This is a genomic window from Enterobacter cloacae complex sp. CARB60 (assembly GCF_036487345.1).
GTDB lineage: Bacteria > Pseudomonadota > Gammaproteobacteria > Enterobacterales > Enterobacteriaceae > Enterobacter > Enterobacter asburiae_D.
Genome location: NZ_JAZKLC010000002.1, coordinates 843,922 through 866,919 on the forward strand (window position 1 = coordinate 843,922; position 22,998 = coordinate 866,919).

At 57.5% G+C, this 22,998-nt stretch carries 25 protein-coding genes; 20 read left to right on the forward strand and 5 right to left on the reverse strand.

Translation table 11 applies throughout. From position 1 onward, the window contains the following. Window positions 1-8: 8 nt before the first annotated feature. Window positions 9-371 (reverse strand): 6-carboxytetrahydropterin synthase QueD, encoded by a 363-nt coding sequence (queD, locus tag V4835_RS05135; protein ID WP_023309002.1) that lies wholly within the window; start codon window positions 369-371, stop codon window positions 9-11. Window positions 372-677: 306 nt separating this feature from the next. Here queD and cysJ point away from each other — a divergent pair, with 306 nt between their 5' ends. From cysJ to cysH, 3 genes are all read left to right on the forward strand, one after another. Beyond that, window positions 678-2,483, forward strand: a complete 1,806-nt coding sequence (cysJ, locus tag V4835_RS05140; RefSeq protein ID WP_331411378.1) for an NADPH-dependent assimilatory sulfite reductase flavoprotein subunit — start codon at window positions 678-680, stop codon at window positions 2,481-2,483. After that, complete coding sequence (cysI, locus tag V4835_RS05145; RefSeq protein ID WP_032660271.1) at window positions 2,483-4,195, forward strand: assimilatory sulfite reductase (NADPH) hemoprotein subunit; 1,713 nt, start codon at window positions 2,483-2,485, stop codon at window positions 4,193-4,195. The genes cysJ and cysI overlap by 1 nt, the downstream gene beginning before the upstream one ends. A 99-nt stretch (window positions 4,196-4,294) precedes the next feature. After that, window positions 4,295-5,029 carry a phosphoadenosine phosphosulfate reductase gene (cysH, locus tag V4835_RS05150; RefSeq protein WP_331411381.1) on the forward strand — a complete coding sequence of 245 codons (735 nt, stop codon included), beginning with the start codon at window positions 4,295-4,297 and terminating at the stop codon, window positions 5,027-5,029. A gap of 97 nt (window positions 5,030-5,126) precedes the next feature. On the opposite strand, the gene V4835_RS05155 is transcribed toward cysH, so the two are convergent. Further along, on the reverse strand, window positions 5,127-6,170 hold the full coding sequence (locus V4835_RS05155; RefSeq protein WP_331411383.1) for an aminopeptidase: 1,044 nt from the start codon (window positions 6,168-6,170) through the stop codon (window positions 5,127-5,129). A 237-nt stretch (window positions 6,171-6,407) separates the two neighbouring features. Here V4835_RS05155 and cysG point away from each other — a divergent pair, with 237 nt between their 5' ends. The 13 genes from cysG to rpoS all read left to right on the forward strand — a co-directional run bounded on the left by cysG (window position 6,408) and on the right by rpoS (window position 17,497). Then, window positions 6,408-7,766, forward strand: coding sequence for a siroheme synthase CysG (gene cysG, locus V4835_RS05160; RefSeq protein WP_442877308.1), 1,359 nt, complete (start codon window positions 6,408-6,410; stop codon window positions 7,764-7,766). A 9-nt stretch (window positions 7,767-7,775) separates the two neighbouring features. Next, window positions 7,776-8,684 carry a sulfate adenylyltransferase subunit CysD gene (cysD, locus tag V4835_RS05165; protein ID WP_006811770.1) on the forward strand — a complete coding sequence of 303 codons (909 nt, stop codon included), beginning with the start codon at window positions 7,776-7,778 and terminating at the stop codon, window positions 8,682-8,684. Between the two features lie 9 nt (window positions 8,685-8,693). Further along, a complete protein-coding gene (gene cysN / locus V4835_RS05170; RefSeq protein WP_063144732.1) occupies window positions 8,694-10,118 on the forward strand; it encodes a sulfate adenylyltransferase subunit CysN in 1,425 nt (474 codons plus the stop codon). After that, window positions 10,118-10,723, forward strand: coding sequence for an adenylyl-sulfate kinase (cysC, locus tag V4835_RS05175; RefSeq protein WP_032660281.1), 606 nt, complete (start codon window positions 10,118-10,120; stop codon window positions 10,721-10,723). Before cysN ends, cysC begins: the two co-directional genes overlap by 1 nt. 58 nt (window positions 10,724-10,781) lie before the next feature. Further along, on the forward strand, window positions 10,782-11,108 hold the full coding sequence (locus tag V4835_RS05180; RefSeq protein WP_008499610.1) for a DUF3561 family protein: 327 nt from the start codon (window positions 10,782-10,784) through the stop codon (window positions 11,106-11,108). Window positions 11,109-11,274: 166 nt separating this feature from the next. After that, entirely contained in the window at window positions 11,275-11,586 is a 312-nt protein-coding gene (gene ftsB / locus V4835_RS05185) for a cell division protein FtsB (protein ID WP_008499609.1), read from the forward strand. Window positions 11,587-11,605: 19 nt separating this feature from the next. Next, window positions 11,606-12,316: a 2-C-methyl-D-erythritol 4-phosphate cytidylyltransferase gene (gene ispD, locus V4835_RS05190; protein ID WP_331411386.1), complete on the forward strand. Its 711-nt coding sequence runs from the start codon at window positions 11,606-11,608 to the stop codon at window positions 12,314-12,316. Beyond that, a complete protein-coding gene (gene ispF / locus V4835_RS05195) occupies window positions 12,316-12,795 on the forward strand; it encodes a 2-C-methyl-D-erythritol 2,4-cyclodiphosphate synthase (RefSeq protein WP_063144734.1) in 480 nt (159 codons plus the stop codon). Before ispD ends, ispF begins: the two co-directional genes overlap by 1 nt. Further along, window positions 12,792-13,841 (forward strand): tRNA pseudouridine(13) synthase TruD, encoded by a 1,050-nt coding sequence (truD, locus tag V4835_RS05200; protein ID WP_331411388.1) that lies wholly within the window; start codon window positions 12,792-12,794, stop codon window positions 13,839-13,841. Before ispF ends, truD begins: the two co-directional genes overlap by 4 nt. Next, on the forward strand, window positions 13,822-14,583 hold the full coding sequence (surE, locus tag V4835_RS05205) for a 5'/3'-nucleotidase SurE (protein WP_029741539.1): 762 nt from the start codon (window positions 13,822-13,824) through the stop codon (window positions 14,581-14,583). Before truD ends, surE begins: the two co-directional genes overlap by 20 nt. Further along, complete coding sequence (locus tag V4835_RS05210) at window positions 14,577-15,203, forward strand: protein-L-isoaspartate(D-aspartate) O-methyltransferase (protein ID WP_063144737.1); 627 nt, start codon at window positions 14,577-14,579, stop codon at window positions 15,201-15,203. The genes surE and V4835_RS05210 overlap by 7 nt, the downstream gene beginning before the upstream one ends. Window positions 15,204-15,319: 116 nt before the next feature. After that, window positions 15,320-16,444 (forward strand): murein hydrolase activator NlpD, encoded by a 1,125-nt coding sequence (gene nlpD / locus V4835_RS05215; protein ID WP_029741538.1) that lies wholly within the window; start codon window positions 15,320-15,322, stop codon window positions 16,442-16,444. Window positions 16,445-16,504: 60 nt separating this feature from the next. After that, entirely contained in the window at window positions 16,505-17,497 is a 993-nt protein-coding gene (gene rpoS / locus V4835_RS05220; protein ID WP_008499600.1) for an RNA polymerase sigma factor RpoS, read from the forward strand. A gap of 52 nt (window positions 17,498-17,549) precedes the next feature. Here the strand turns inward: rpoS and V4835_RS05225 are convergent, their stop codons facing one another. After that, window positions 17,550-17,927 (reverse strand): DUF4440 domain-containing protein, encoded by a 378-nt coding sequence (locus V4835_RS05225; RefSeq protein ID WP_331411390.1) that lies wholly within the window; start codon window positions 17,925-17,927, stop codon window positions 17,550-17,552. Further along, window positions 17,924-19,126, reverse strand: coding sequence for an MFS transporter (locus V4835_RS05230; protein WP_331411391.1), 1,203 nt, complete (start codon window positions 19,124-19,126; stop codon window positions 17,924-17,926). Before V4835_RS05230 ends, V4835_RS05225 begins: the two co-directional genes overlap by 4 nt. A 108-nt stretch (window positions 19,127-19,234) precedes the next feature. Between V4835_RS05230 and V4835_RS05235 the strand changes: the two genes are divergently transcribed. Beyond that, window positions 19,235-20,122: a LysR family transcriptional regulator gene (locus tag V4835_RS05235; RefSeq protein ID WP_331411392.1), complete on the forward strand. Its 888-nt coding sequence runs from the start codon at window positions 19,235-19,237 to the stop codon at window positions 20,120-20,122. Here the strand turns inward: V4835_RS05235 and V4835_RS05240 are convergent. Continuing rightward, a complete protein-coding gene (locus V4835_RS05240; protein ID WP_331411393.1) occupies window positions 20,119-20,526 on the reverse strand; it encodes a MarR family winged helix-turn-helix transcriptional regulator in 408 nt (135 codons plus the stop codon). The genes V4835_RS05235 and V4835_RS05240 overlap by 4 nt on opposite strands. Window positions 20,527-20,697: 171 nt before the next feature. On the opposite strand from V4835_RS05240, the gene V4835_RS05245 reads away from it, so the two are divergent. The 3 genes from V4835_RS05245 to V4835_RS05255 are packed head-to-tail and all read left to right on the forward strand — an operon-like array spanning window position 20,698 to window position 22,949. Further along, complete coding sequence (locus tag V4835_RS05245) at window positions 20,698-21,300, forward strand: non-oxidative hydroxyarylic acid decarboxylases subunit B (RefSeq protein WP_331411394.1); 603 nt, start codon at window positions 20,698-20,700, stop codon at window positions 21,298-21,300. Beyond that, window positions 21,290-22,717, forward strand: coding sequence for a non-oxidative hydroxyarylic acid decarboxylases subunit C (locus V4835_RS05250; RefSeq protein WP_023308982.1), 1,428 nt, complete (start codon window positions 21,290-21,292; stop codon window positions 22,715-22,717). The genes V4835_RS05245 and V4835_RS05250 overlap by 11 nt, the downstream gene beginning before the upstream one ends. Window positions 22,718-22,727: 10 nt before the next feature. Further along, the gene (locus V4835_RS05255) at window positions 22,728-22,949 is read left to right on the forward strand and encodes a non-oxidative hydroxyarylic acid decarboxylases subunit D (RefSeq protein ID WP_003862116.1); all 222 of its coding nucleotides are present in this window, start codon (window positions 22,728-22,730) and stop codon (window positions 22,947-22,949) included. Window positions 22,950-22,998: the final 49 nt, after the last annotated feature.

Sequence of the window (22,998 nt, forward strand, 5' to 3'; positions counted from 1 at the left end):
GGCAAGCATCACTCCCCGCGATAGATACAGCCAGCGGTGCAGGTCTCTTTGATCATCACCGCGCTCAGCAGCGGCACCAGCGGCTTCATCTGATCCCAAATCCATTTTGCCAGCACTTCGCTGGTCGGGTTTTCAAGGCCCGGGATATCATTCAGGTAGTAGTGATCCAGACGATCGTAGGTCGGCTTAAACGCCGCCTTCAGCTCGGCAAAATCCATGATCCAACCGGTATGCGGATCAACTTCACCGGTGATCTCAAGACGCACCATGAACGAATGCCCGTGCAGACGGCCGCATTTATGTCCTTCTGGGACATGCGGAAGGTGGTGGGCGGCTTCGAAGGTGAAATCTTTAAACAGTGTGGTGGACATGATCGCTCTCAGTAATGCGGAAAAAACCGCCGCATAGTACCGGAAAGCACAATTTTTAGCATTAACTAAAACGGCTCAATAGGTACTGAGCCGCTAAATGTCCAGTTTTCGTTGATTTTCGTATTATATTTCAACGGGTTAATTAATCGCTTTTACTGTTAAGAACGATAAGTAAAACAGGTTAGTCCATTTGGTTATTTATTATTTCCATCCCTTCTTTAATTGTTATTATCCTCGCCGTTAACCTTATCTTCAGTTTGGATTTATTCGCTTAAAGTCCGCTTGGCTACTGGAACATAACGACGCATGACAACACAGGCCCCACCTTCAAATTTGCTTCCCCTGAACCCGGAGCAGCTGGCGCGCCTTCAGGCTGCCACCTCTGATTTTTCTCCCACTCAGCTTGCCTGGGTCTCCGGTTATTTCTGGGGAATGCTCAATCAGCAGCCTGGCGCTGTGGCGGGTGCACCGGTAACGGCCGTTGAAATCCCTGCCATTACCCTGATTTCGGCCTCGCAGACGGGCAATGCCCGCCGCGTGGCCGAAGCGCTGCGTGACGACCTGCTGGCCGCCAAACTGAACGTGAACCTGGTCAACGCCGGGGATTATAAATTTAAGCAAATCGCGTCAGAAAAACTGCTGGTGGTGGTGGCCTCTACGCAGGGTGAAGGTGAACCCGCTGAAGAAGCGGTGGCGCTGCATAAGTTCCTGTTCTCGAAAAAAGCGCCGAAGCTGGATGGCACGGCGTTTGCCGTCTTTGGCCTGGGCGATACCTCCTATGAATACTTCTGCCAGTCCGGTAAAGACTTCGACAGCAAGCTGGCGGAGCTGGGCGCGGAGCGCCTGCTGGACCGCGTTGACGCGGATGTTGAATACCAGACCGCCGCCGCCGAATGGCGCGCGCGCATCGTTGAGGTATTGAAAGCGCGGGTGCCGAAAGAGACGTCGGCGCAGGCCGCGTTCACCGCGACGGGTGCCGTCAACGACATTCACACCAGCCCGTACACCAAAGAGGCGCCGCTCACGGCGAGCCTGTCGGTGAACCAGAAAATTACCGGACGCGACTCGGAAAAAGACGTGCGCCATATCGAAATCGATCTCGGCGACTCTGGCCTGCGCTATCAGCCGGGCGATGCGCTGGGTATCTGGTATCAGAACGATCCGGCGCTGGTGAAAGAGCTGGTTGAGCTGCTGTGGCTGAAGGGTGACGAGCCTGTCAGCGTTGACGGCAAAACCCAGCCGCTTTCAGACGCCCTGCAGTGGCATTTCGAGCTGACGGTGAACACCCCGAATATCGTCGAAAATTACGCCACCTTAACGCGCAGCGAATCCTTGCTGCCGCTGGTGGGCGACAAAGCGAAACTGCAGCATTACGCCGCGACGACGCCAATTGTCGATATGGTGCGTTTCTCTCCGGCTCAGCTGGATGCCGATGCGCTGATCGGCCTGCTGCGTCCGCTGACCCCGCGCCTGTACTCCATCGCCTCTTCGCAGGCCGAAGTGGAGAGTGAAGTGCATGTTACCGTGGGCGTGGTGCGCTACGACATCGAAGGCCGTGCCCGTGCGGGTGGGGCCTCTGGCTTCCTGGCCGATCGCGTGGAAGAAGAGGGCGAAGTGCGCGTCTTTATCGAGCACAACGACAACTTCCGCCTGCCGACGAACCCGGAAACCCCGGTCATCATGATTGGCCCAGGCACCGGTATTGCGCCGTTCCGCGCCTTTATGCAGCAGCGCGCGGCAGACGGCGCGCCGGGTAAAAACTGGCTGTTCTTCGGCAACCCGCACTTTACTGAAGATTTCCTCTACCAGGTTGAGTGGCAGCGCTATGTGAAAGAAGGCGTACTGACCCGCATCGATCTGGCCTGGTCCCGCGACCAGAAAGAAAAAGTATACGTACAAGACAAACTGCGCGCACAGGGCGCAGAGCTGTGGCGCTGGATCAATGACGGTGCCCACATTTATGTCTGCGGCGACGCCAATCGCATGGCGAAAGACGTTGAGCAGGCACTGCTGGAAGTGATTGCCGAATTCGGCGGTATGGATGCCGAAACGGCGGATGAATTTTTAAGTGAGCTGCGCGTTGAGCGCCGTTATCAGCGAGATGTCTACTAATGAGCGAAAAACATCCAGGGCCACTGGTGGTCGAAGGTAAACTGACAGACGCCGAGCGCATGAAGCTGGAAAGCAACTATCTGCGCGGCACCATTGCTGAAGATCTGAATGACGGTCTCACCGGCGGTTTCAAAGGCGATAACTTCCTGCTGATCCGCTTCCACGGTATGTACCAGCAGGACGATCGCGACATCCGCGCCGAACGTGCTGAACAAAAGCTGGAGCCGCGTCACGCGATGCTGCTGCGCTGCCGCCTGCCGGGCGGGGTGATCACCACCAAACAGTGGCAGGCTATCGACAAGTTTGCGGGTGAAAACACGATTTACGGCAGCATCCGCCTGACCAACCGTCAGACCTTCCAGTTCCACGGTATTCTGAAGAAGAACGTCAAGCCGGTGCATCAGATGCTGCACTCGGTCGGGCTGGACGCGCTGGCGACCGCCAACGACATGAACCGTAACGTGCTTTGCACCTCGAACCCGTATGAGTCCGAGCTGCACGCCGAAGCGTACGAGTGGGCGAAGAAGATCTCTGAGCACCTGCTGCCGCGCACGCGCGCCTACGCAGAGATTTGGCTCGATCAGGAAAAAGTCGCGACCACGGACGAAGAACCGATTCTCGGCCAGACCTATCTGCCGCGTAAGTTTAAAACTACTGTCGTGATCCCGCCGCAGAACGATATCGATCTGCACGCCAACGACATGAACTTCGTGGCGATTGCCGAAAACGGGAAGCTGGTCGGCTTTAACCTGCTGGTGGGCGGCGGCCTGTCCATTGAGCACGGTAACAAGAAAACCTACGCCCGCACCGCGAGCGAGTTCGGCTTCCTGCCGCTGGAGCACACGCTGGCCGTGGCGGAAGCTGTGGTCACCACCCAGCGCGACTGGGGCAACCGTACCGACCGTAAAAACGCGAAAACCAAATACACCCTGGAGCGCGTGGGCGTAGAGACGTTCAAAGAGGAAGTGGAGCGTCGTGCAGGCATCAAGTTTGAGCCGATCCGCCCTTACGAATTCACCGGTCGCGGCGATCGCATCGGCTGGGTGAAGGGTATCGATAATAAATGGCACCTGACGCTGTTTATCGAAAACGGCCGTATTCTGGATTATCCGGGCCGTCCGCTGAAAACCGGTCTGCTGGAAATTGCTAAGATTCATAAAGGCGAGTTCCGCATTACCGCTAACCAGAATCTCATCATTGCCGGCGTGCCGGAGAGCCAGAAGGCGAAGATCGAGAAGCTGGCGCGCGATCACGGGTTGATGGATGCGGTCAAACCGCAGCGTGAAAACTCGATGGCCTGCGTGTCGTTCCCGACCTGCCCGCTGGCGATGGCCGAAGCGGAGCGTTTCCTGCCGTCATTCACTGACAAGGTAGAAGCGATTCTGGAAAAACACGGTATTCCGGACGAGCATATTGTTATGCGCGTCACCGGCTGCCCGAACGGCTGCGGTCGTGCAATGCTGGCCGAGCTTGGGCTGGTCGGCAAAGCGCCGGGTCGTTACAACGTACACCTTGGCGGTAACCGTATGGGGACGCGCATTCCGCGTATGTACCGTGAAAATATTACGGAACCGGAAATTCTTGATTCCATCGACGAGCTTGTCGGGCGCTGGGCGAAAGAGCGCGAAGCGGGTGAAGGCTTCGGCGACTTTACGGTGCGTGCGGGCATCATTCGCCCGGTGCTCGATCCCGCAAGGGATTTCTGGGAGTAACCCATCCTTTGCCCGGTGGCGCTTCGCTTACCGGGCCTACGGGTTTTGTAGGCCGGGCAAACGCAGTGCCGCCCGGCAAAACAGGCAAACGAGGTTCTTATGTCCGTACTCGATCTAAACGCCCTTAATGACCTGCCAAAAGTCGAACGCATTCTGGCGCTGGCAGAAACCAATGCCCACCTTGAAAAGCTGAACGCCGAAGGGCGCGTGGCGTGGGCGCTGGAAAACCTGCCGGGAGACTATGTTCTGTCGTCGAGCTTTGGTATTCAGGCGGCGGTCAGCCTGCATCTGGTGAATCAGATCCGTCCGGACATTCCGGTGATCCTCACCGATACCGGCTACCTGTTCCCGGAAACCTACCAGTTTATTGACGAGCTGACGGACAAGCTCAAGCTGAACCTCAAAGTTTACCGCGCGACGGAAAGCGCGGCCTGGCAGGAAGCGCGCTACGGTAAGCTGTGGGAGCAGGGCGTTGAGGGCATTGAGAAATACAATGAGATCAACAAAGTTGAGCCGATGAACCGGGCGCTGAAAGAGCTCAATGCGCAGACGTGGTTTGCGGGGCTACGTCGCGAGCAGTCCGGCAGCCGTGCAACCTTGCCGGTGCTGGCGGTCCAGCGCGGGGTGTTTAAAGTGCTGCCGATTATCGACTGGGATAACCGGACGGTGTATCAGTATCTGCAAAAACACGGGCTGAAGTACCATCCGCTGTGGGACCAGGGCTATCTGTCGGTGGGCGACACCCACACCACGCGCAAATGGGAACCGGGAATGGCGGAAGAAGAGACGCGATTCTTTGGGCTGAAGCGCGAGTGCGGGCTGCACGAAGGATAATGTCATTTCGCCCGGTGGCGCTGCGTTTACCGGGCCTACAAAGGCTCGATCGATACGTAGGCCCGGTAAGGCGTAGCCGCCACCGGGCTTAACGACCTCAGGCTTTCCCCGCTTTCGCCAGCTCCTTCACCAGCGGAAGCATCACCTTCACCACGTCACGGCTGCGGTGCTCAATCCGCTGCGGCAGCGCGCTATCAATGTGCTGCTGATTATCCAGCATCACGTTGTGCCAGCTTGTCCCGTCCGGGAAGGCTTTCGATTTAGCCCGCTGCTGATAGCCATCTTTCTTGCCCAATCCCCAGTTTGTCGCTTCCACGTACAGCACCGGAATGCCCGCCTTATCGAACACTTCCCCGTCGTTGCAGCAGCCTGTTCCTCGCGGATAACCCGGGTTACCGCCGGGGTTGCTGGTGGCATAAACCCCATGGCTGCGGGCAATCGCCAGCGCGCGGTCGCGCGTCAGTTTCCGCACGGTACCCGGCGTACTCTGCCCGCTGTTGAAATAAAGTTTATCGCCGACGATCAGGTTATCGAGGTTAATCACCAGCAGCGTATTTTTCTTCTCCTCAGCGCTCATGCGTTTAAGGAGATTCTCAGCGCCGAGTTTGCCCTCTTCTTCACCGCTGGTGGCCACGAAACGAATACCGTACTGGGTTGGAATATCCTTCATCCGCTCGGCCAGTTCGAGCATCACGCCCAGGCCTGCCGCGTTGTCGTCCATGCCCTGCAGCGTCAGCCCGCCGAGGTTGTTATCCGTATCGGCATCGCTCAACGGGGCGTAGGTATCAAGGTGCGCCATAATAATAATCTGCTCGTTTGCACTCCCTTCATGCGCCGCGATAACCGTACTGCCGGTCACGTTATGCCAGTTTTTGGTTTTATTTCTGGAGGTATAAACGTAGCGGCTGTGAAACGCGCGGATATCGCTCTGGTAACCCATGTCGGCAAACTGCTGGCGAAGATAGTCCGCGGAGAGCATTTCCGCAGGCGAACCGGTCATGCGGCCGGGGAAGACGGTGGCAATATGCCGCGCCTGCGTAGTGGCGATTTCACCATAAGGTTGGTTTTTTGCCTGGGCCGGAAGAATAAAGCAAACGCCGAGCGCCAGGGCAGCAATACGGTGGCGCATTGCGGAAAACATAGTGAGTCCTTAAAAACTGAGCAAAATAATAACCTGCTTAGTATGAAACTGTGATCGTCCATACACAATTTGAATTGCTCTTAAATCCCCGAAATTTCGCGTGTTAAGCATTTTTTGGTATTAGCTTTTTCACGGCGTTATTCCATTGAGTAACTACTCATTCCAATTCGTAATTTCATTCGGTCTAAGCCGCCCCCTATAGTCCCTTTATTCCTCGTTGTTAGTGAGTTGTTGCTTGTGGACTATCTGCCCTTATTTGCCGCGATAAAAGAGAAGCCGGTGCTGGTTGTAGGCACGGGTGAAATTGCCGATCGCAAAATCGCGTTTCTGCAGTGCGCAGGGGCGCAGGTGCGGGTAGTAGCAGAAGCGGACTTTGACGAATCACAAATCGACAGCGTCGTGCTGGTGATTGCGGCGACCGAAGATCGCGACCTGAACCGGCGGATTTCCGATGCCGCTCAGGCCCGTTACCGCCTGGTAAACGTGGTGGACGACCAGCCTTTATGCTCGTTTATCTTCCCGTCGATCGTTGACCGTTCGCCGCTGCTGGTGGCGATCTCCTCCGGCGGCACCGCACCGGTGCTGGCGCGCGTGCTGCGTGAAAAAATCGAAGCGCTGCTGCCGACCAGCCTCGGGCGCATGGCGGAAAAAGCCAGCTTTTGGCGCAACCACCTGAAAACGCGTCTGACCAGCGTGACGGAACGCCGTCGCTTCTGGGAACGCGTATTTCGCGGCCGCTTTGCCAGCCTGATGCATGCCGGTAATGAGACGGCGGCGCAGAAAATCCTCGAGGACGAACTGGATAACCCCGGCAGCACGGGCGGGGAGATCATTCTGGTGGGGGCAGGGCCGGGCGATGCCGGGCTTCTGACGCTGCGCGGCCTGCAGGTGCTGCAGGACGCGGACGTGGTGTTTTACGACCATCTGGTCACCGACGGCGTGCGCGAGCTGATCCGTCGCGACGCGGAGCAAATCTGCGTCGGCAAACGGGCTGGCGAGCACTCGGTGCCGCAGCACGAGACCAACCAGATGCTGGTTGACGCCGCCAGGGCGGGTAAAACCGTGGTGCGCCTGAAAGGGGGCGATCCGTTTATCTTCGGTCGCGGCGGCGAAGAGCTGCAGGCGGCAGCCGAAGCGGGCGTACCGTTCCAGGTGGTGCCCGGCATTACGGCGGCCTCTGCGGTAACGGCCTACGCCGGTATCCCGCTGACCCACCGCGATTACGCCCAGAGCGTGACCTTTGTGACCGGCCACTACAAGGCTGACAGCACGCCGTTCGACTGGTCGCATCTCGCCCAGAGCCGCCAGACGCTGGCGATCTACATGGGCACGATGAAGGCGGCGGATATCAGCGAACAGCTTATTCAGCACGGTCGCGAGGCGACGACGCCCGTTGCCGTTATTTCTCGCGGCACGCGCGTCGATCAGCACGTTGCGACGGGCACGCTGGAACATCTTGCAACCCTGGCGAAAGACGCCCCGATGCCCGCCCTGATCGTGGTGGGAGAAGTGGTGCAGCTGCACAGCACGCTCGCCTGGTTCCAACACACAACCGATACAGAAGGCTTTGGTTCTTCTGTTGTAAATTTGGCTTAAGGAACGGTTATGGACCAAAAACGTCTTACACACCTGCGGCAGCTCGAAGCGGAGAGTATCCATATCATCCGCGAAGTGGCTGCCGAGTTTTCTAACCCGGTGATGATGTACTCCATCGGTAAAGATTCCAGCGTCATGCTGCATCTGGCGCGTAAAGCGTTTTATCCGGGCACGCTGCCGTTCCCGCTGCTGCACGTGGATACCGGCTGGAAATTCCGCGAAATGTACGAGTTCCGCGACCGTACCGCGAAGGCCTACGGCTGTGAGCTGCTGGTGCATAAAAACCCGGAAGGGGTGGCGATGGGTATTAACCCGTTCGTGCACGGTAGCGCCAAGCACACCGATATCATGAAAACCGAAGGGCTGAAGCAGGCGCTGAATAAATACGGTTTTGACGCGGCCTTCGGCGGCGCGCGCCGTGACGAAGAGAAATCCCGCGCCAAAGAGCGTATCTACTCCTTCCGCGACCGTTTCCACCGCTGGGATCCGAAAAACCAGCGCCCGGAGCTGTGGCACAACTACAACGGTCAGATTAATAAAGGCGAAAGCATTCGCGTCTTCCCGCTCTCCAACTGGACCGAGCTGGATATCTGGCAGTACATCTACCTGGAAAACATCGAAATCGTTCCGCTGTATCTGGCCGCCGAGCGCCCGGTGCTGGAGCGCGACGGCATGCTGATGATGATCGACGACGATCGCATCGACCTGCAGCCGGGTGAGGTAATCAAAAAACAGATGGTGCGTTTCCGTACCCTCGGCTGCTGGCCGCTGACCGGCGCGGTGGAATCCAGCGCGCAGACGCTGCCGGAGATCATCGAAGAGATGCTGGTGTCCACCACCAGCGAGCGACAGGGGCGCGTGATTGACCGCGACCAGGCAGGCTCCATGGAGCTGAAGAAACGTCAGGGTTATTTCTAAGGAGCCGCCATGAATACCACTATTGCTCAACAAATTGCCAACGAAGGCGGAGTGGAAGCGTATCTGCACGCGCAACAACACAAAAGCCTGCTGCGTTTTCTGACCTGCGGCAGCGTGGATGACGGGAAAAGTACCCTGATTGGCCGTCTGCTGCACGATACGCGCCAGATTTATGAAGATCAGCTCTCTTCCCTGCATAACGACAGCAAGCGCCACGGCACCCAGGGTGAAAAACTCGACCTGGCCCTGCTGGTGGACGGCCTGCAGGCGGAGCGCGAGCAGGGCATCACCATCGACGTGGCCTACCGCTACTTCTCTACCGAGAAGCGCAAATTTATTATTGCCGACACCCCGGGGCACGAGCAGTACACCCGTAACATGGCGACCGGCGCCTCCACCTGCGACCTGGCGATCCTGCTGATGGACGCGCGTAAAGGCGTGCTGGATCAGACCCGTCGTCACAGCTTTATCTCGACGCTGCTGGGGATCAAACACCTGGTGGTGGCGGTCAACAAGATGGATCTGGTGAACTTCAGCGAAGAGAAGTTCGAGGAGATCCGCCAGAGCTACCTTACCTTTGCCGAACAGCTGCCCGGCAACCTGGATATTCGCTTTGTACCGCTTTCGGCGCTGGAAGGGGATAACGTCGCCTCCCAGAGCGCGAACATGCCGTGGTACAGCGGTCCTACGCTGCTGGAGGTGCTGGAAACCGTTGACATTCAGCGCGTGGTCGATACCCAGCCGATGCGCTTCCCGGTGCAGTACGTGAACCGTCCAAACCTCGATTTCCGCGGTTTCTCCGGCACCCTCGCGTCAGGCTCCGTGAAGGTAGGTCAGCGCGTCAAGGTGCTGCCATCCGGCGTGGAATCGACTATCGCCCGTATCGTCACCTTCGACGGTGACCTGCAGGACGCGGGCGCCGGTGAAGCCGTAACGCTGGTGCTGAAAGACGAAATTGATATCAGCCGGGGCGACCTGCTGGTCGACGCGCAGGAAACGCTGGCGGCAGTGCAGGGTGCCTCCGTGGATGTGGTGTGGATGGCGGAGCAACCCCTGACCGCTGGCCAGAGCTATGACATCAAAATTGCCGGCAAGAAAACCCGCGCCAGCGTGGACGGTATTCAGTATCAGGTGGATATCAATAACCTGACCCAGCGTGACGTCACCGAGCTGCCGCTGAACGGCATCGGTCTGGTCGATCTGACCTTCGACGAGCCGCTGGTGCTGGATCCGTATCAGCAGAACCCGGTCACGGGCGGGCTGATCTTTATCGACAGGCTGACCAACGTTACCGTCGGGGCCGGTATGGTACGCGAACCGATTAAACAGGCTGCCGCGACGTCTGAATTCAGCGCCTTCGAGCTGGAATTGAACGCGCTGGTGCGTAAACACTTCCCGCACTGGGGCGCACGCGATCTGCTGGGAGGCAAGTAATGGCCGCCCATGATGAGAACGTCGTCTGGCATCCTCATCCGGTGACCGTCGCCCAGCGCGAACGGCTCCACGGTCACCGTGGAGTTGTGCTGTGGTTTACCGGGCTGTCCGGCTCGGGGAAATCAACGGTGGCGGGCGCGCTGGAAGAGGCGTTGCATCAGCAGGGCGTAAGCACGTACCTGCTGGATGGCGACAACGTGCGTCACGGCCTGTGCAGCGATTTAGGGTTTAGCGACGATGACCGCAAAGAGAACATCCGCCGGGTGGGCGAAGTCGCCAGCCTGATGGCTGACGCCGGGCTGGTGGTGCTGACCGCGTTTATCTCTCCGCACCGCGCCGAGCGCCAGATGGTGCGCGAACGCGTGGGCCAGGATCGCTTTATCGAGGTGTTTGTCGATACGCCGCTGGAGATTTGCGAAGCGCGCGACCCGAAAGGGCTGTACAAGAAAGCGCGTGCCGGAGAACTGCGCAACTTCACCGGAATTGACGCGGTATACGAAGCGCCTGAATCGCCTGAGATTCACCTGGAAGGTCAACAATTGGTAACAAATTTAGTAAGCCAATTATTAGACCTGCTCCGACGGGACGATATTATCAGATCCTGAGACGGTATCGTTCGGGAGCTGTCTTCCCGAACGATGAGTCACGGTCACAGGATTAGCTATGCGCAACAGTGAACATTACATCACCACCACCGGGTCGGAGCCGCTCGCGACCGACGACGAAACGACCTGGTCATTTCCTGGGGCCATCATTGGCTTCGTCTCATGGCTGCTGGCGCTTGGCATTCCGTTTCTCATCTACGGCGGCAACACGCTGTTCTTCTTTCTCTACACCTGGCCTTTCTTTCTGGCGTTGATGCCCGTGGCGGTTGTCGTCGGCATTGCGCTGCACTCTCTGCTCAACGGTAAGCTCCTGTACAGCACCGTGGTCACGATTGTGACGGTGGTTCTGATGTTTGGTCTGTTATTTTTGTGGCTCATGGGCTAACTTCAGCCATAATTCAAACCGTAACCAACTGTGTAACGATATTGTGCAGGACGATTCTGCGGAAAAAATGTGGTACATTTGCCCGCGATGTTGCGGCATCTCTGTTACCCCGGCGTAGTGCTCTGGGGAAGTCTTGGGATGATGATGCCGTTTTTCAGGGGGCAGGATGGGTAAACTAACGCTGCTGTTGCTGGCTTTGCTAATCTGGCTGCAATATTCGCTGTGGTTCGGTAAGAACGGACTGCACGACTATAGCCGGGTGAGCGATGACGTCGCGGCTCAGCAGGCAACAAACGCCAAACTTAAGGCGCGAAACGATCAACTCTTTGCTGAAATTGATGACCTCAATGGCGGGCAAGAGGCGATTGAGGAACGCGCACGCAATGAACTCAGTATGACTAAGCCGGGCGAAACCTTTTATCGTCTGGTTCCGGATGCGTCTAAACGCAATCAGGGCTCAGCACAAAACAATCGATAATCAGGCCCAGGATTACGACATGGCAGTAACTTTTTCGGACGTATGCGCCGTGGTGCCGGCCGCAGGTTTTGGCCGGCGCATGCAGACAGAATGTCCCAAGCAGTACCTCTCTATTGGCGATAAAACGATCCTCGAGCACGCTGTGGCAGCGCTGCTGGCGCACCCGCGTGTGACGCGTGCGATCATCGCTATCAGTCCTGGTGATGCGCGCTTCGCGCAGCTGCCGCTGGCAAATCATCCACAGATTACCGTCGTAGACGGTGGCGCCGAGCGTGCCGATTCCGTGCTGGCGGGCATTCAGGCCGCCGGAAACGCGCAGTGGGTGCTGGTGCATGACGCGGCGCGTCCGTGCCTGCACCAGGACGACCTTGCGCGCCTGCTGTCCCTGAGCGAAACAAGCAAGGTTGGCGGGATTCTGGCCGCGCCGGTGCGCGACACCATGAAGCGCGCCGAGCCGGGCAAACAGGCTATCGCCCACACCGTCGATCGCGTCGATTTATGGCACGCGCTGACGCCACAATTTTTCCCCCGCGAATTACTCCACGACTGCTTAACGCGTGCGCTTAAAGAAGGTGCGACCATCACGGACGAAGCCTCTGCGCTGGAATATTGCGGTTTCCACCCTGAGCTTGTTGAAGGACGCGCTGATAATATTAAAGTGACGCGTCCGGAAGATTTACAGCTCGCGGAATTTTATCTTACCCGTTCGACCCATCAGGAGAAGGCATAATGCGAATTGGACACGGTTTTGATGTACACGCCTTTGGCGGAGAAGGCCCAATTATCATTGGCGGCGTGCGCGTTCCTTATGAAAAAGGACTGCTGGCGCATTCTGATGGCGACGTGGCACTGCATGCGCTGACCGACGCGCTGTTGGGCGCTGCCGCGCTGGGTGATATCGGCAAGCTGTTCCCGGACACCGACCCGGCGTTTAAAGGGGCGGACAGCCGCGAGCTGCTGCGCGAAGCGTGGCGCCGTATTCAGGCGAAAGGCTACACCCTCGGCAACGTCGACGTGACGATTATTGCCCAGGCCCCGAAAATGCTGCCGCACATTCCGCAGATGCGCGTGTTTATTGCAGAAGATCTGGGCTGCCATATGGACGACGTGAACGTCAAAGCGACGACGACCGAGAAGCTGGGCTTTACCGGGCGTGGCGAAGGGATTGCCTGTGAAGCCGTGGCGCTGCTGGTGAAGGCGAGCAAATGACAGACTTCGACAACCTGACATACCTGCACGGTAAACCGCAGGGGAACGGGGTGCTGAAAGCCAGCCCGGAAGATTTCCTCGTGGTGGAGGATCTGGGCTTTGAGCCGGATGGCGAAGGCGAACATATCCTGGTACGTATTCTGAAAAATGGCTGCAATACCCGCTTTGTGGCCGACGCGCTGGCAAAATTCCTCAAAATTCATGCCCGCGAAGTGAGCTTTGCCGGGCAGAAAGATAAACACGCCGTCACTGAACAGTGGCTCTGCGCGCGCGTTCCCGGCAATACGATGCCTGATTTAAGCAAATTTGAGCTTGAAGGCTGTAAGGTACTGGAGTTCGCCCGCCACAAGCGCAAGCTGCGTCTGGGGGCGTTGAAGGGGAACGACTTTACGCTGGTGCTGCGTGAAGTGTCCCACCGTTCAGACGTTGAAAAACGTCTGAACGCTATCAGTGAACGCGGTGTACCGAACTACTTTGGCGCGCAGCGCTTTGGCATTGGCGGCAGCAACCTGCAGGGGGCGCTGCGCTGGGCGCAAAGCGATGCACCGGTGCGCGACAGGAATAAACGCAGTTTTTGGTTGTCGGCGGCCCGCAGTGCGTTGTTTAATCAGATTGTGAGCGAAAGGCTGAAAAAACCGGACGCGAATCAAGTTGTTGTTGGCGATGCGCTACAATTAGCGGGACGCGGGAGCTGGTTTGTGGCAACGGCCGAAGAAATGGCCGATGTGCAATCGCGCGTGGACGCAAAAGCGCTGATGATTACCGCCGCGCTGCCCGGTACGGGCGACTGGGGAACCCAGGGCGACGCGCTGGCCGCCGAGCAGTCAGCCGTAGCGGATGCGCCAGAATTGCAATCTTTGCTGGTGCGGGAAAAAGTCGAAGCGGCACGCCGCGCGATGCTGCTTTATCCGCAGCAGTTAAGCTGGAACTGGTGGGATGACGTAACCGTCGAGTTACGCTTCTGGCTACCGGCAGGTAGCTTTGCCACCAGTGTTGTCAGGGAACTTATCAACACCTCGGGTGATTATGCGAATATTGCTGAGTAACGATGACGGGATCCACGCGCCGGGCATTCAGACCCTGGCGAAACACCTCCGCGAATTTGCGGATGTGCAGGTCGTGGCACCCGATCGTAACCGCAGTGGAGCGTCTAACTCTCTGACGCTGGAGTCGTCGCTTCGCACCTTTACCTTTGAAAATGGCGATATTGCCGTGCAGATGGGGACGCCAACCGACTGCGTTTTTCTGGGCGTGAACGCGCTGATGCGACCGCGTCCGGATATCGTCGTCTCCGGCATTAACGCCGGTCCTAACCTCGGCGATGACGTGATTTACTCCGGTACCGTGGCGGCCGCAATGGAAGGGCGCCATCTGGGATTCCCGGCGCTGGCGGTCTCGTTAAACGGCCACACGCACTACGACACCGCCGCCGCGGTGACCTGTTCGATCCTGCGGGCGCTCGGCCGCGAGCCGTTGCGTACCGGGCGCATCCTCAATATCAACGTGCCTGATCTTCCTCTCGATGAAATTAAAGGTATTCGCGTCACCCGTTGCGGAAGCCGACATCCTGCCGATCAGGTGATCCCGCAGCAGGATCCTCGCGGCAATACGCTTTACTGGATTGGCCCTCCCGGCGATAAGTGCGATGCGGGTCCGGATACCGACTTTGCCGCGGTAGATGAAGGCTATGTTTCGGTTACCCCGCTGCACGTAGATCTAACCGCGTATAGCGCGCATGATGTGGTGTCGGGCTGGCTGGAGCGCGCAGGAGTGAACGCGCAATGGTAAACAAACGTGTACAAACTCTTCTGGAACAACTCCGCTCGCAGGGGATCCGCGACGAGCACGTGCTTGAAGCGCTTGCTCAGGTTCCGCGTGAGAAATTTGTAGACGAGGCGTTTGAACACAAAGCGTGGGAAAACGTGGCGCTGCCCATCGGGCAGGGCCAGACGATTTCGCAGCCTTACATGGTGGCGCGCATGACGGAGCTGCTGGAGCTGACGCCCGACTCCCGCGTGCTGGAGATTGGCACCGGATCGGGATATCAGACCGCGATCCTGGCGCATCTGGTTCATCATGTATGCTCCGTTGAGCGGATTAAAGGTTTACAGTGGCAGGCGCGTCGTCGCCTGAAACAACTTGATTTACATAATGTTTCGACACGGCACGGTGATGGATGGCAGGGTTGGAAGGCGCGCGCGCCGTTTGACGCAATCATCGTGACGGCGGCCCCGCCTGAAATTCCTGCAGCCCTGTTGTCGCAGCTGGATGAGGGGGGCATTCTCGTTCTGCCTGTCGGGGACGAACAGCAGCTTTTGAAGCGCGTTCGTCGGCGCGGCGGCGAGTTTATTATCGACACCGTGGAAGCCGTGCGCTTTGTGCCTCTGGTAAAGGGGGAGTTGGCCTGAGACTCGGAATTATCCAGGGTTATTAAGGCAAATTCAGCGTATGGTGTGGCGCGAAAGATTCGTGCCATCACGGTAAATTTTAAGTCACTGGTAGTTAACACATTCCTGGGGGATAAATGAGCGCGGGAAGCCCTAAATTCACCATCAGCCGTGTTGCGGCATTATCACTGGTTTCGCTCTGGCTGGCAGGCTGTACAAGCTCTAACAACGCGCCTGCGCCCGTCAGTTCTGTCGGTGGAAACAGCGGCTCGGGTAACACGTCCAGCGGAATGTTGATCACACCTCCGCCTAAAATGGGCACCTCTACGGCGCAACAAAATCCGCCAATTCAGCCGGTTCAGCGTCCAATGACGCAGCCGACGCAGATTCAGCCAGTGGAACAGCCTGTTCAGACCCAAAATGGCCGCATAGTCTATAACCGTCAGTATGGGAACATTCCGAAAGGCAGCTATACCGGTGGCAGCACCTATACCGTGAAACGCGGCGATACGCTGTTCTACATTGCGTGGATCACCGGGAACGATTTCCGTGATCTCGCGCAGCGCAATAACGTCCAGGCCCCGTATGGTCTGGAAGTCGGGCAAACGCTCCAGGTGGGCAACGCGACGGGCACGCCGCTCACGCCTGGCAACACCGTTTCAGCGGCCGATGTGACGGCTCAAAATAACAGCGTTAAGCCTGCACAAAAATCCACCACGGTGGTTGCTTCACAACCTGTAATTACGTATTCTGAGGATTCAGGTGATCAGACTGCTAACAAAATGTTGCCGAATAATAAAGGGACTGCGACTGTTGTCACAGCACCGGTAACGGCACCTGTGGTTAGCTCTACTGAACCGACTGCCAGCAGTATGACCTCCAGTTCGCCAATCTCTGCATGGCGCTGGCCAACTGACGGCAAGGTTATCGAGAACTTCTCTTCCTCCGAAGGGGGAAATAAAGGGATCGATATCGCAGGGAGTAAGGGACAGGCTATCATCGCGACCGCAGACGGACGCGTTGTGTATGCCGGTAACGCTCTGCGCGGTTACGGTAATCTTATTATCATCAAACATAACGATGATTACCTGAGTGCCTACGCCCATAACGACACAATGCTGGTCCGGGAACAACAAGAAGTTAAGGCGGGGCAAAAAATCGCTACCATGGGTAGCACCGGAACCAGTTCTACACGCTTGCATTTTGAAATTCGTTACAAGGGGAAATCCGTAAACCCGCTGCAATACTTGCCGCAGCGATAATTTGACGGGGCATGCCAGCCAGGGTGTCTCGTTCAGGGATCACGGGTAGGAGCCACCTTTATGAGTCAGAATACGCTGAAAGTTCATGATTTAAATGAAGACGCGGAATTTGATGAGAACGGAGTAGAGGCTTTTGACGAAAAAGCCTTAGTAGAAGAGGAACCCAGTGATAACGATTTGGCTGAAGAAGAGCTGTTATCGCAGGGCGCCACACAGCGTGTACTGGACGCGACTCAGCTTTACCTTGGGGAGATTGGTTACTCCCCACTGCTAACGGCCGAAGAAGAAGTCTATTTCGCACGTCGTGCTTTGCGTGGTGATGTTGCCTCGCGTCGTCGCATGATCGAAAGTAACCTGCGACTGGTCGTGAAAATTGCCCGCCGTTACGGCAATCGCGGTCTGGCTCTGCTGGATCTGATTGAAGAGGGCAACTTAGGTCTCATCCGCGCAGTTGAGAAGTTTGACCCGGAACGCGGGTTCCGCTTCTCAACCTACGCGACCTGGTGGATTCGTCAGACCATCGAACGGGCTATTATGAACCAGACCCGTACGATCCGCCTGCCGATTCACATCGTCAAAGAGTTGAACGTTTATCTGCGCACCGCGCGCGAGTTGTCCCATAAACTGGACCACGAGCCAAGCGCAGAAGAAATTGCCGAACAACTCGATAAACCGGTTGATGACGTAAGCCGTATGCTGCGTCTCAACGAGCGCATTACCTCCGTTGACACCCCGCTGGGTGGCGACTCCGAAAAAGCGCTGCTGGACATCCTGGCCGATGAAAAAGACAACGGTCCGGAAGACACCACGCAGGACGATGACATGAAACAGAGCATCGTCAAATGGCTGTTCGAGCTGAACGCCAAACAGCGTGAAGTGCTGGCACGTCGTTTCGGTTTACTGGGGTATGAAGCTGCGACACTGGAAGACGTCGGCCGTGAAATTGGCCTGACCCGTGAACGTGTTCGTCAGATTCAGGTTGAAGGTCTGCGCCGCCTGCGTGAAATCCTGCAGGGGCAAGGTCTGAATATCGAAGCGCTGTTCCGCGAATAAGCAACCTTTCGTCAAAAAAGGCCCGTCGTGAGACGGGCCTTTTTCTTTTGCGCTACGGCTGCGCCGTTTCGTGCAGCAGGCGCCACACTATCCGATCGCCTTCCTGATTGAGCACCGCGGTTGACCAGCGCACGTTGACGGGCAGGTCGGGCCGGGTTTGCGTCTCCCGGTAGTGCAGCACCTCGCCACGATCCCAGCGCTGGATCGTGGATAATTCGTCAATGACGATCTTCAGGCCGGGACGGCTTCCGCGCTGTTTTTCCAGAAAACTGACAAGACCGATATAGTCGATATGAACGCCGCCCGGCGGGATCATCAGGAAATCTGGATGGAAGCGGGCGAGCAGGGCGTCGGAATCACCTTCACCTTTGCCTAACCAGTCTTCAAGCGCAATGTGGAGGTCGATAATGTCGTGTTCGAAAGGCGTCATGAATTCTCCTGTCGCAGCTGGGTGAGCACCTGCGTATTGTTAAGACGAAAAACGTACAGTGCAGGCAGCAAGGTCATGCCTGCGGCAAAAATAAACATCCCGTGCCACGCGGCGAGCGGCGGCAGCCAGGCCTGCGCCAGGTTTAGCGCCTGCGCCAGCAGCAGGGCACCGGCAAAAAAGCTCAGCTGACGATTAAGATTCCACAGCGCGCTGGCATCCGGCATCTCTTCCCGGCGCGTGGTCAGAAACGCGCTGCTCTGAGCCGTACTGCTGCACAGGCTTCCCCCCGCGCCCATCAGGGTAAACGCAACGGCAGGCAGCAGCGTAGCCGAATTGACGTTAATCAAAAGCAAAATACCCGTCGCCTGCAGCAGGCAGCCTACGACAATCAGCGGTCGGGGGCCAATACGGTTAAAATAGCGTCCCGTTGCCGTGATGGCGATAAACGATGCCGCGGACCACGGCAGCATGAGCATCCCCGTTGCGGCGGGGCTCATGTTCGCCACGTGCTGAAGATAAAACATGCCCGTGACGTTCACCCCAATAAATACGCCAGGCACGCATAAATAAACAAGCATGGAAAAACGTAAAAGCGGGTCCGCGAGCAATGACAGGTTTAACAGTCTGGCCGCGTTCATCGCGGGCATTTCGTGTTTAAGCCACAGGCAGGCTAAAACAAAGGTCACGATAGCGACAGGTAGCGTAGCGAAAAATATCCATCGCCAGCTTAGCGTCTGCACCAGCAGGCCTCCGATAGCAGGGGAACATGCCGGGGCAAGCAGCGCGACCAGCATCACCGCCGAGGAGAGTCTGGCACGCTCGTGAGGCTTAAACTGTTGCCAGGTCAGCGCCTGTCCGACGGGGATCAATAATCCTCCTCCCACGCCCTGGAGCACGCGCCAGGCGATCAGACTTTCAAGCGTTGCAGACAAGCCCGCCGCTGCGGAGGCTGCGCTGAACAGAAAAAGCGAGAGCAGGATGACGCGCTTTGGCCCGATGCGGCGCGTGAGCACGCTGCTGAACGGGATCACCAGCGTCAGACCGGCAATATACCCGTTACTGACCCAGGCAAGGGCTGAAGGCGTGGTGTTAAAGGCGTGAGCCATTGCCGGGAACGCGACGCTGGCAATAAACATGTTGATCAAATCAAGAAAAAAGCCCAGCAGATAAACAACGGCGACTTTGCTGCGATACGTCATGGTGGATCCTCCGGTGAGGTGGCGTATCGTATCGACCCGGGAAGCACGGATAAACCTGACAAAGCGCGATATACTGTCAAAAATATTTTGACAGTAAAAGGCGTGATGATGATTAACCTGCAGCGAACGCAGATGTTTGTCGCGGTGGCCGATACCGGCAGTTTCACTGCTGCAGCCGAGGCAATGGGGCTGACAAAAGCCGTGGTTAGCTTCAATATTCGCCAGCTTGAAGATGAGCTGGGCGTTACGCTGCTGCTGCGCTCCACCCGCCACCTGACGTTAACCGAGGCGGGCGCGCTTTTTCATCAACGCAGCGTGGCGCTTCTGAAGGATGCGGAACGGCTGCAGGATGATGTCCGCGCGAATCATGCGGGACTCACGGGGGAGCTGCGGATCACGACTACGCCCGAATATGGCTCACAGGTGGTGGTGCCGCTGCTGGCCAGGTTTAGCCAGCAGCACCCGGATCTTCGCGTGCGACATGTTTCGTCGTCCCTGCACGCCGACCTTATCTCGGAGCGCTTTGACGTGGCCATCCGGCTGGGAACGCTTGCCGATTCGCGCAACCACGCCGCGCTGATTTCGCACTTCTCCATTCTCCCCGTCGCGACGCCCGGGTGGCTCGTTAACCATCCGATCGAAACGCTTGCGCAGCTGGCCCACGCGGACTGGATTATTCACGAGCGTCTGGCCTCGCCGCTGCGCTGGCAGGTGAGAGATGCCAGCGGTGCGCCTGAAACGCTGGAGATAAAAAAAGCGCCGCGCCTGTTTGCCGACAGCGCTCAGGCCCTGATGGCTTTTGCGCTCGCAGGCGGAGGCGTGGCGTTACTGCCGGAATGGCTGGCGCGCGATGCGCTTGATGCGGGAAAACTGGTCCCGGTTTTACCGGGATATACCTTTGCGCAGCAGGGCATCTATGCGGTTTATCCTGATGCCCGGCATGTGTCAGCGAAAGTGCGCACCTTTATCGATTTTATGCGCGCCAGCGTGAATTAATCGTGCATCATTTTTTTGATGAGCACGGAGAACTGCTCCCGCTCGGCCTTGTTAAGACGTCCTAAAAACGCCTCATCCACCTCGTTGCCAACCGGTTTACAGCCTGCAAGCAGGGCTTCGCCTTCTGGCGTCAGGAAGACAAACCGGCGGCGCTTATCGGCAGGATCGTGCTCGCGTTTGACCAGCCCGCGCGCCTCCATGCGGCTGAGCATCTCTGCCAGGGTCGCTTTTGTGCTGACCGCCACTTCGGTCAATGCCACCTGTTCAATACCCGGATGTTCGGCAATGGAGCGCATCACCGCATACTGTGGCTTGGTCAGTTCCGGTAAGGCATGTTGCCACTGCGCGGTATGCTGTTGAAAAAGCTGACGTAACAGGTGGAACGCCTCTTGTCTTAGTTCCATGAACACTCCGACGGAAAAAATCTCCCTCTATGATAGCCGCTATTGCTCTCAATTTTAACGCGGCATTTTTTAGCCATTCGTGTGATCGTATGCGAACAATCTTGTCATGAAACCGATCCTGGAGTAGTTTATTCATAATGTTCGTGTACGAACAAATATTTGAGGTGATGAATGAGATTGATCGTGGGAATGACGGGAGCAACGGGTGCTCCGCTGGGCGTGGCGCTGCTTCAGGCGCTGCGGGAAATGCCGGAGGTGGAGACCCACCTGGTTATGTCTAAGTGGGCAAAGACCACCATTGAGCTGGAAACGCCTTACACCGCGCAGGACGTTGCTGCTCTGGCTGACGTTGTCCACAGTCCGGCTGACCAGGCCGCCACCATCTCCTCCGGCTCGTTTCGCACCGAAGGCATGATCGTCATTCCCTGCAGCATGAAAACGCTGGCGGGTATCCGCGCCGGTTACGCCGAGGGGCTGGTGGGCCGTGCGGCAGACGTGGTGCTGAAAGAAGGGCGCAAGCTGGTGCTGGTTCCCCGTGAAACGCCGCTCAGCACCATTCATCTTGAGAACATGCTTGCCCTTTCCCGCATGGGCGTGGCGATAGTGCCGCCCATGCCTGCTTATTACAACCACCCGCAAACCGCCGATGACATTACCCAGCATATTGTGACCCGCGTGCTCGACCAGTTCGGTCTGGAGCATAAAAAGGCGCGCCGCTGGAACGGGCTGCGGGAGGCGAAACATTTTTCACAGGAGAATAAAGATGGCATTTGATGATTTGAGAAGCTTCCTGCAGGCGCTCGATGAGCAAGGGCAACTGCTGAAAATTGAGGAAGAGGTTAACGCCGAGCCCGATCTGGCGGCGGCGGCCAACGCGACCGGCCGCATTGGCGACGGCGCGCCCGCGCTGTGGTTTGACAATATTCGTGGCTTTACCGATGCCCGCGTGGTGATGAACACCATCGGCTCCTGGCAGAACCACGCCATTTCTATGGGGCTGCCTGCGAACACCCCGGTAAAAAAACAGATCGACGAGTTTATCCGCCGCTGGGATAAATTCCCCGTCACGCCGGAGCGCCGCGCCAACCCGGCCTGGGCGCAGAATACGGTGGACGGTGAAGACATTAACCTGTTCGATATCCTGCCGCTGTTTCGCCTGAACGACGGTGACGGCGGTTTTTATCTCGATAAAGCGTGCGTTGTCTCGCGCGATCCGCTCGACCCGGACCACTTCGGCAAGCAGAACGTCGGGATCTACCGCATGGAAGTGAAGGGCAAGCGCAAGCTCGGCCTCCAGCCGGTTCCGATGCACGATATCGCCCTGCATCTGCATAAAGCGGAAGAGCGCGGTGAAGACCTGCCGATTGCGATTACGCTGGGCAACGACCCGATCATCACCCTGATGGGCGCCACGCCGCTGAAATACGATCAGTCCGAGTATGAAATGGCCGGCGCGCTGCGTGAAAGCCCGTACCCGATTGCCACCGCGCCGCTGACCGGCTTCGATGTGCCGTGGGGTTCTGAAGTGATCCTTGAAGGGGTGATTGAGGGCCGCAAGCGTGAAATCGAAGGGCCGTTCGGCGAGTTTACCGGACACTATTCCGGTGGCCGCAACATGACGGTGGTCCGTATCGACAAAGTCTCTTACCGCACCAAGCCGATTTTCGAATCCCTCTACCTTGGCATGCCGTGGACCGAGATTGACTATCTGATGGGACCGGCCACCTGCGTACCGCTCTACCAGCAGCTGAAAGCAGAATTCCCGGAAGTGCAGGCGGTGAACGCGATGTACACCCACGGTCTGCTGGCGATTATCTCTACCAAAAAACGCTACGGCGGTTTTGCCCGCGCGGTCGGTTTACGCGCCATGACCACGCCGCACGGTCTGGGCTACGTGAAGATGGTAATCATGGTGGATGAGGATGTCGATCCGTTCAACCTCCCACAGGTGATGTGGGCGCTGTCGTCAAAAGTGAACCCGGCAGGGGATCTGGTGCAGCTGCCGAACATGTCGGTCCTCGAGCTTGACCCTGGCTCCAGCCCGGCGGGCATTACCGACAAGCTGATTATCGATGCCACCACGCCGGTTGCACCGGACACCCGAGGCCACTACAGCCAGCCGGTACAGGATCTGCCTGAAACCAAAGCCTGGGCCGAAAAATTGACCGCGATGCTGGCAGCACGCCAATAAGGAGGAAAAGATGATTTGTCCACGTTGTGCCGATGAGCATATTGAAGTGATGGCGACGTCGCCGGTAAAAGGTGTCTGGACCGTTTACCAGTGCCAGCATTGTTTATATACCTGGCGCGATACCGAACCGCTGCGTCGTACCAGCCGCGAGCATTACCCGGAAGCGTTCCGCATGACGCAGAAGGATATTGACGAGGCGCCGCAGGTGCCGACGATCCCGCCGCTGTTGTAAAAAAAGCCCGGTGGCGCTGCGCTTACCGGGCCTACGGTTTTGTAGGTCG

Coding starts and splice junctions, on each gene's coding strand:
- queD (WP_023309002.1), bottom strand. CDS start 371: ATGTCCACCACACTGTTTAAAGATTTCACCTTCGAAGCCGCCCACCAC.
- cysJ (WP_331411378.1), top strand. CDS start 678: ATGACAACACAGGCCCCACCTTCAAATTTGCTTCCCCTGAACCCGGAG.
- cysI (WP_032660271.1), top strand. CDS start 2,483: ATGAGCGAAAAACATCCAGGGCCACTGGTGGTCGAAGGTAAACTGACA.
- cysH (WP_331411381.1), top strand. CDS start 4,295: ATGTCCGTACTCGATCTAAACGCCCTTAATGACCTGCCAAAAGTCGAA.
- V4835_RS05155 (WP_331411383.1), bottom strand. CDS start 6,170: ATGTTTTCCGCAATGCGCCACCGTATTGCTGCCCTGGCGCTCGGCGTT.
- cysD (WP_006811770.1), top strand. CDS start 7,776: ATGGACCAAAAACGTCTTACACACCTGCGGCAGCTCGAAGCGGAGAGT.
- cysN (WP_063144732.1), top strand. CDS start 8,694: ATGAATACCACTATTGCTCAACAAATTGCCAACGAAGGCGGAGTGGAA.
- cysC (WP_032660281.1), top strand. CDS start 10,118: ATGGCCGCCCATGATGAGAACGTCGTCTGGCATCCTCATCCGGTGACC.
- V4835_RS05180 (WP_008499610.1), top strand. CDS start 10,782: ATGCGCAACAGTGAACATTACATCACCACCACCGGGTCGGAGCCGCTC.
- ftsB (WP_008499609.1), top strand. CDS start 11,275: ATGGGTAAACTAACGCTGCTGTTGCTGGCTTTGCTAATCTGGCTGCAA.
- ispD (WP_331411386.1), top strand. CDS start 11,606: ATGGCAGTAACTTTTTCGGACGTATGCGCCGTGGTGCCGGCCGCAGGT.
- ispF (WP_063144734.1), top strand. CDS start 12,316: ATGCGAATTGGACACGGTTTTGATGTACACGCCTTTGGCGGAGAAGGC.
- truD (WP_331411388.1), top strand. CDS start 12,792: ATGACAGACTTCGACAACCTGACATACCTGCACGGTAAACCGCAGGGG.
- surE (WP_029741539.1), top strand. CDS start 13,822: ATGCGAATATTGCTGAGTAACGATGACGGGATCCACGCGCCGGGCATT.
- V4835_RS05210 (WP_063144737.1), top strand. CDS start 14,577: ATGGTAAACAAACGTGTACAAACTCTTCTGGAACAACTCCGCTCGCAG.
- nlpD (WP_029741538.1), top strand. CDS start 15,320: ATGAGCGCGGGAAGCCCTAAATTCACCATCAGCCGTGTTGCGGCATTA.
- rpoS (WP_008499600.1), top strand. CDS start 16,505: ATGAGTCAGAATACGCTGAAAGTTCATGATTTAAATGAAGACGCGGAA.
- V4835_RS05225 (WP_331411390.1), bottom strand. CDS start 17,927: ATGACGCCTTTCGAACACGACATTATCGACCTCCACATTGCGCTTGAA.
- V4835_RS05230 (WP_331411391.1), bottom strand. CDS start 19,126: ATGACGTATCGCAGCAAAGTCGCCGTTGTTTATCTGCTGGGCTTTTTT.
- V4835_RS05235 (WP_331411392.1), top strand. CDS start 19,235: ATGATTAACCTGCAGCGAACGCAGATGTTTGTCGCGGTGGCCGATACC.
- V4835_RS05240 (WP_331411393.1), bottom strand. CDS start 20,526: ATGGAACTAAGACAAGAGGCGTTCCACCTGTTACGTCAGCTTTTTCAA.
- V4835_RS05245 (WP_331411394.1), top strand. CDS start 20,698: ATGAGATTGATCGTGGGAATGACGGGAGCAACGGGTGCTCCGCTGGGC.
- V4835_RS05250 (WP_023308982.1), top strand. CDS start 21,290: ATGGCATTTGATGATTTGAGAAGCTTCCTGCAGGCGCTCGATGAGCAA.
- V4835_RS05255 (WP_003862116.1), top strand. CDS start 22,728: ATGATTTGTCCACGTTGTGCCGATGAGCATATTGAAGTGATGGCGACG.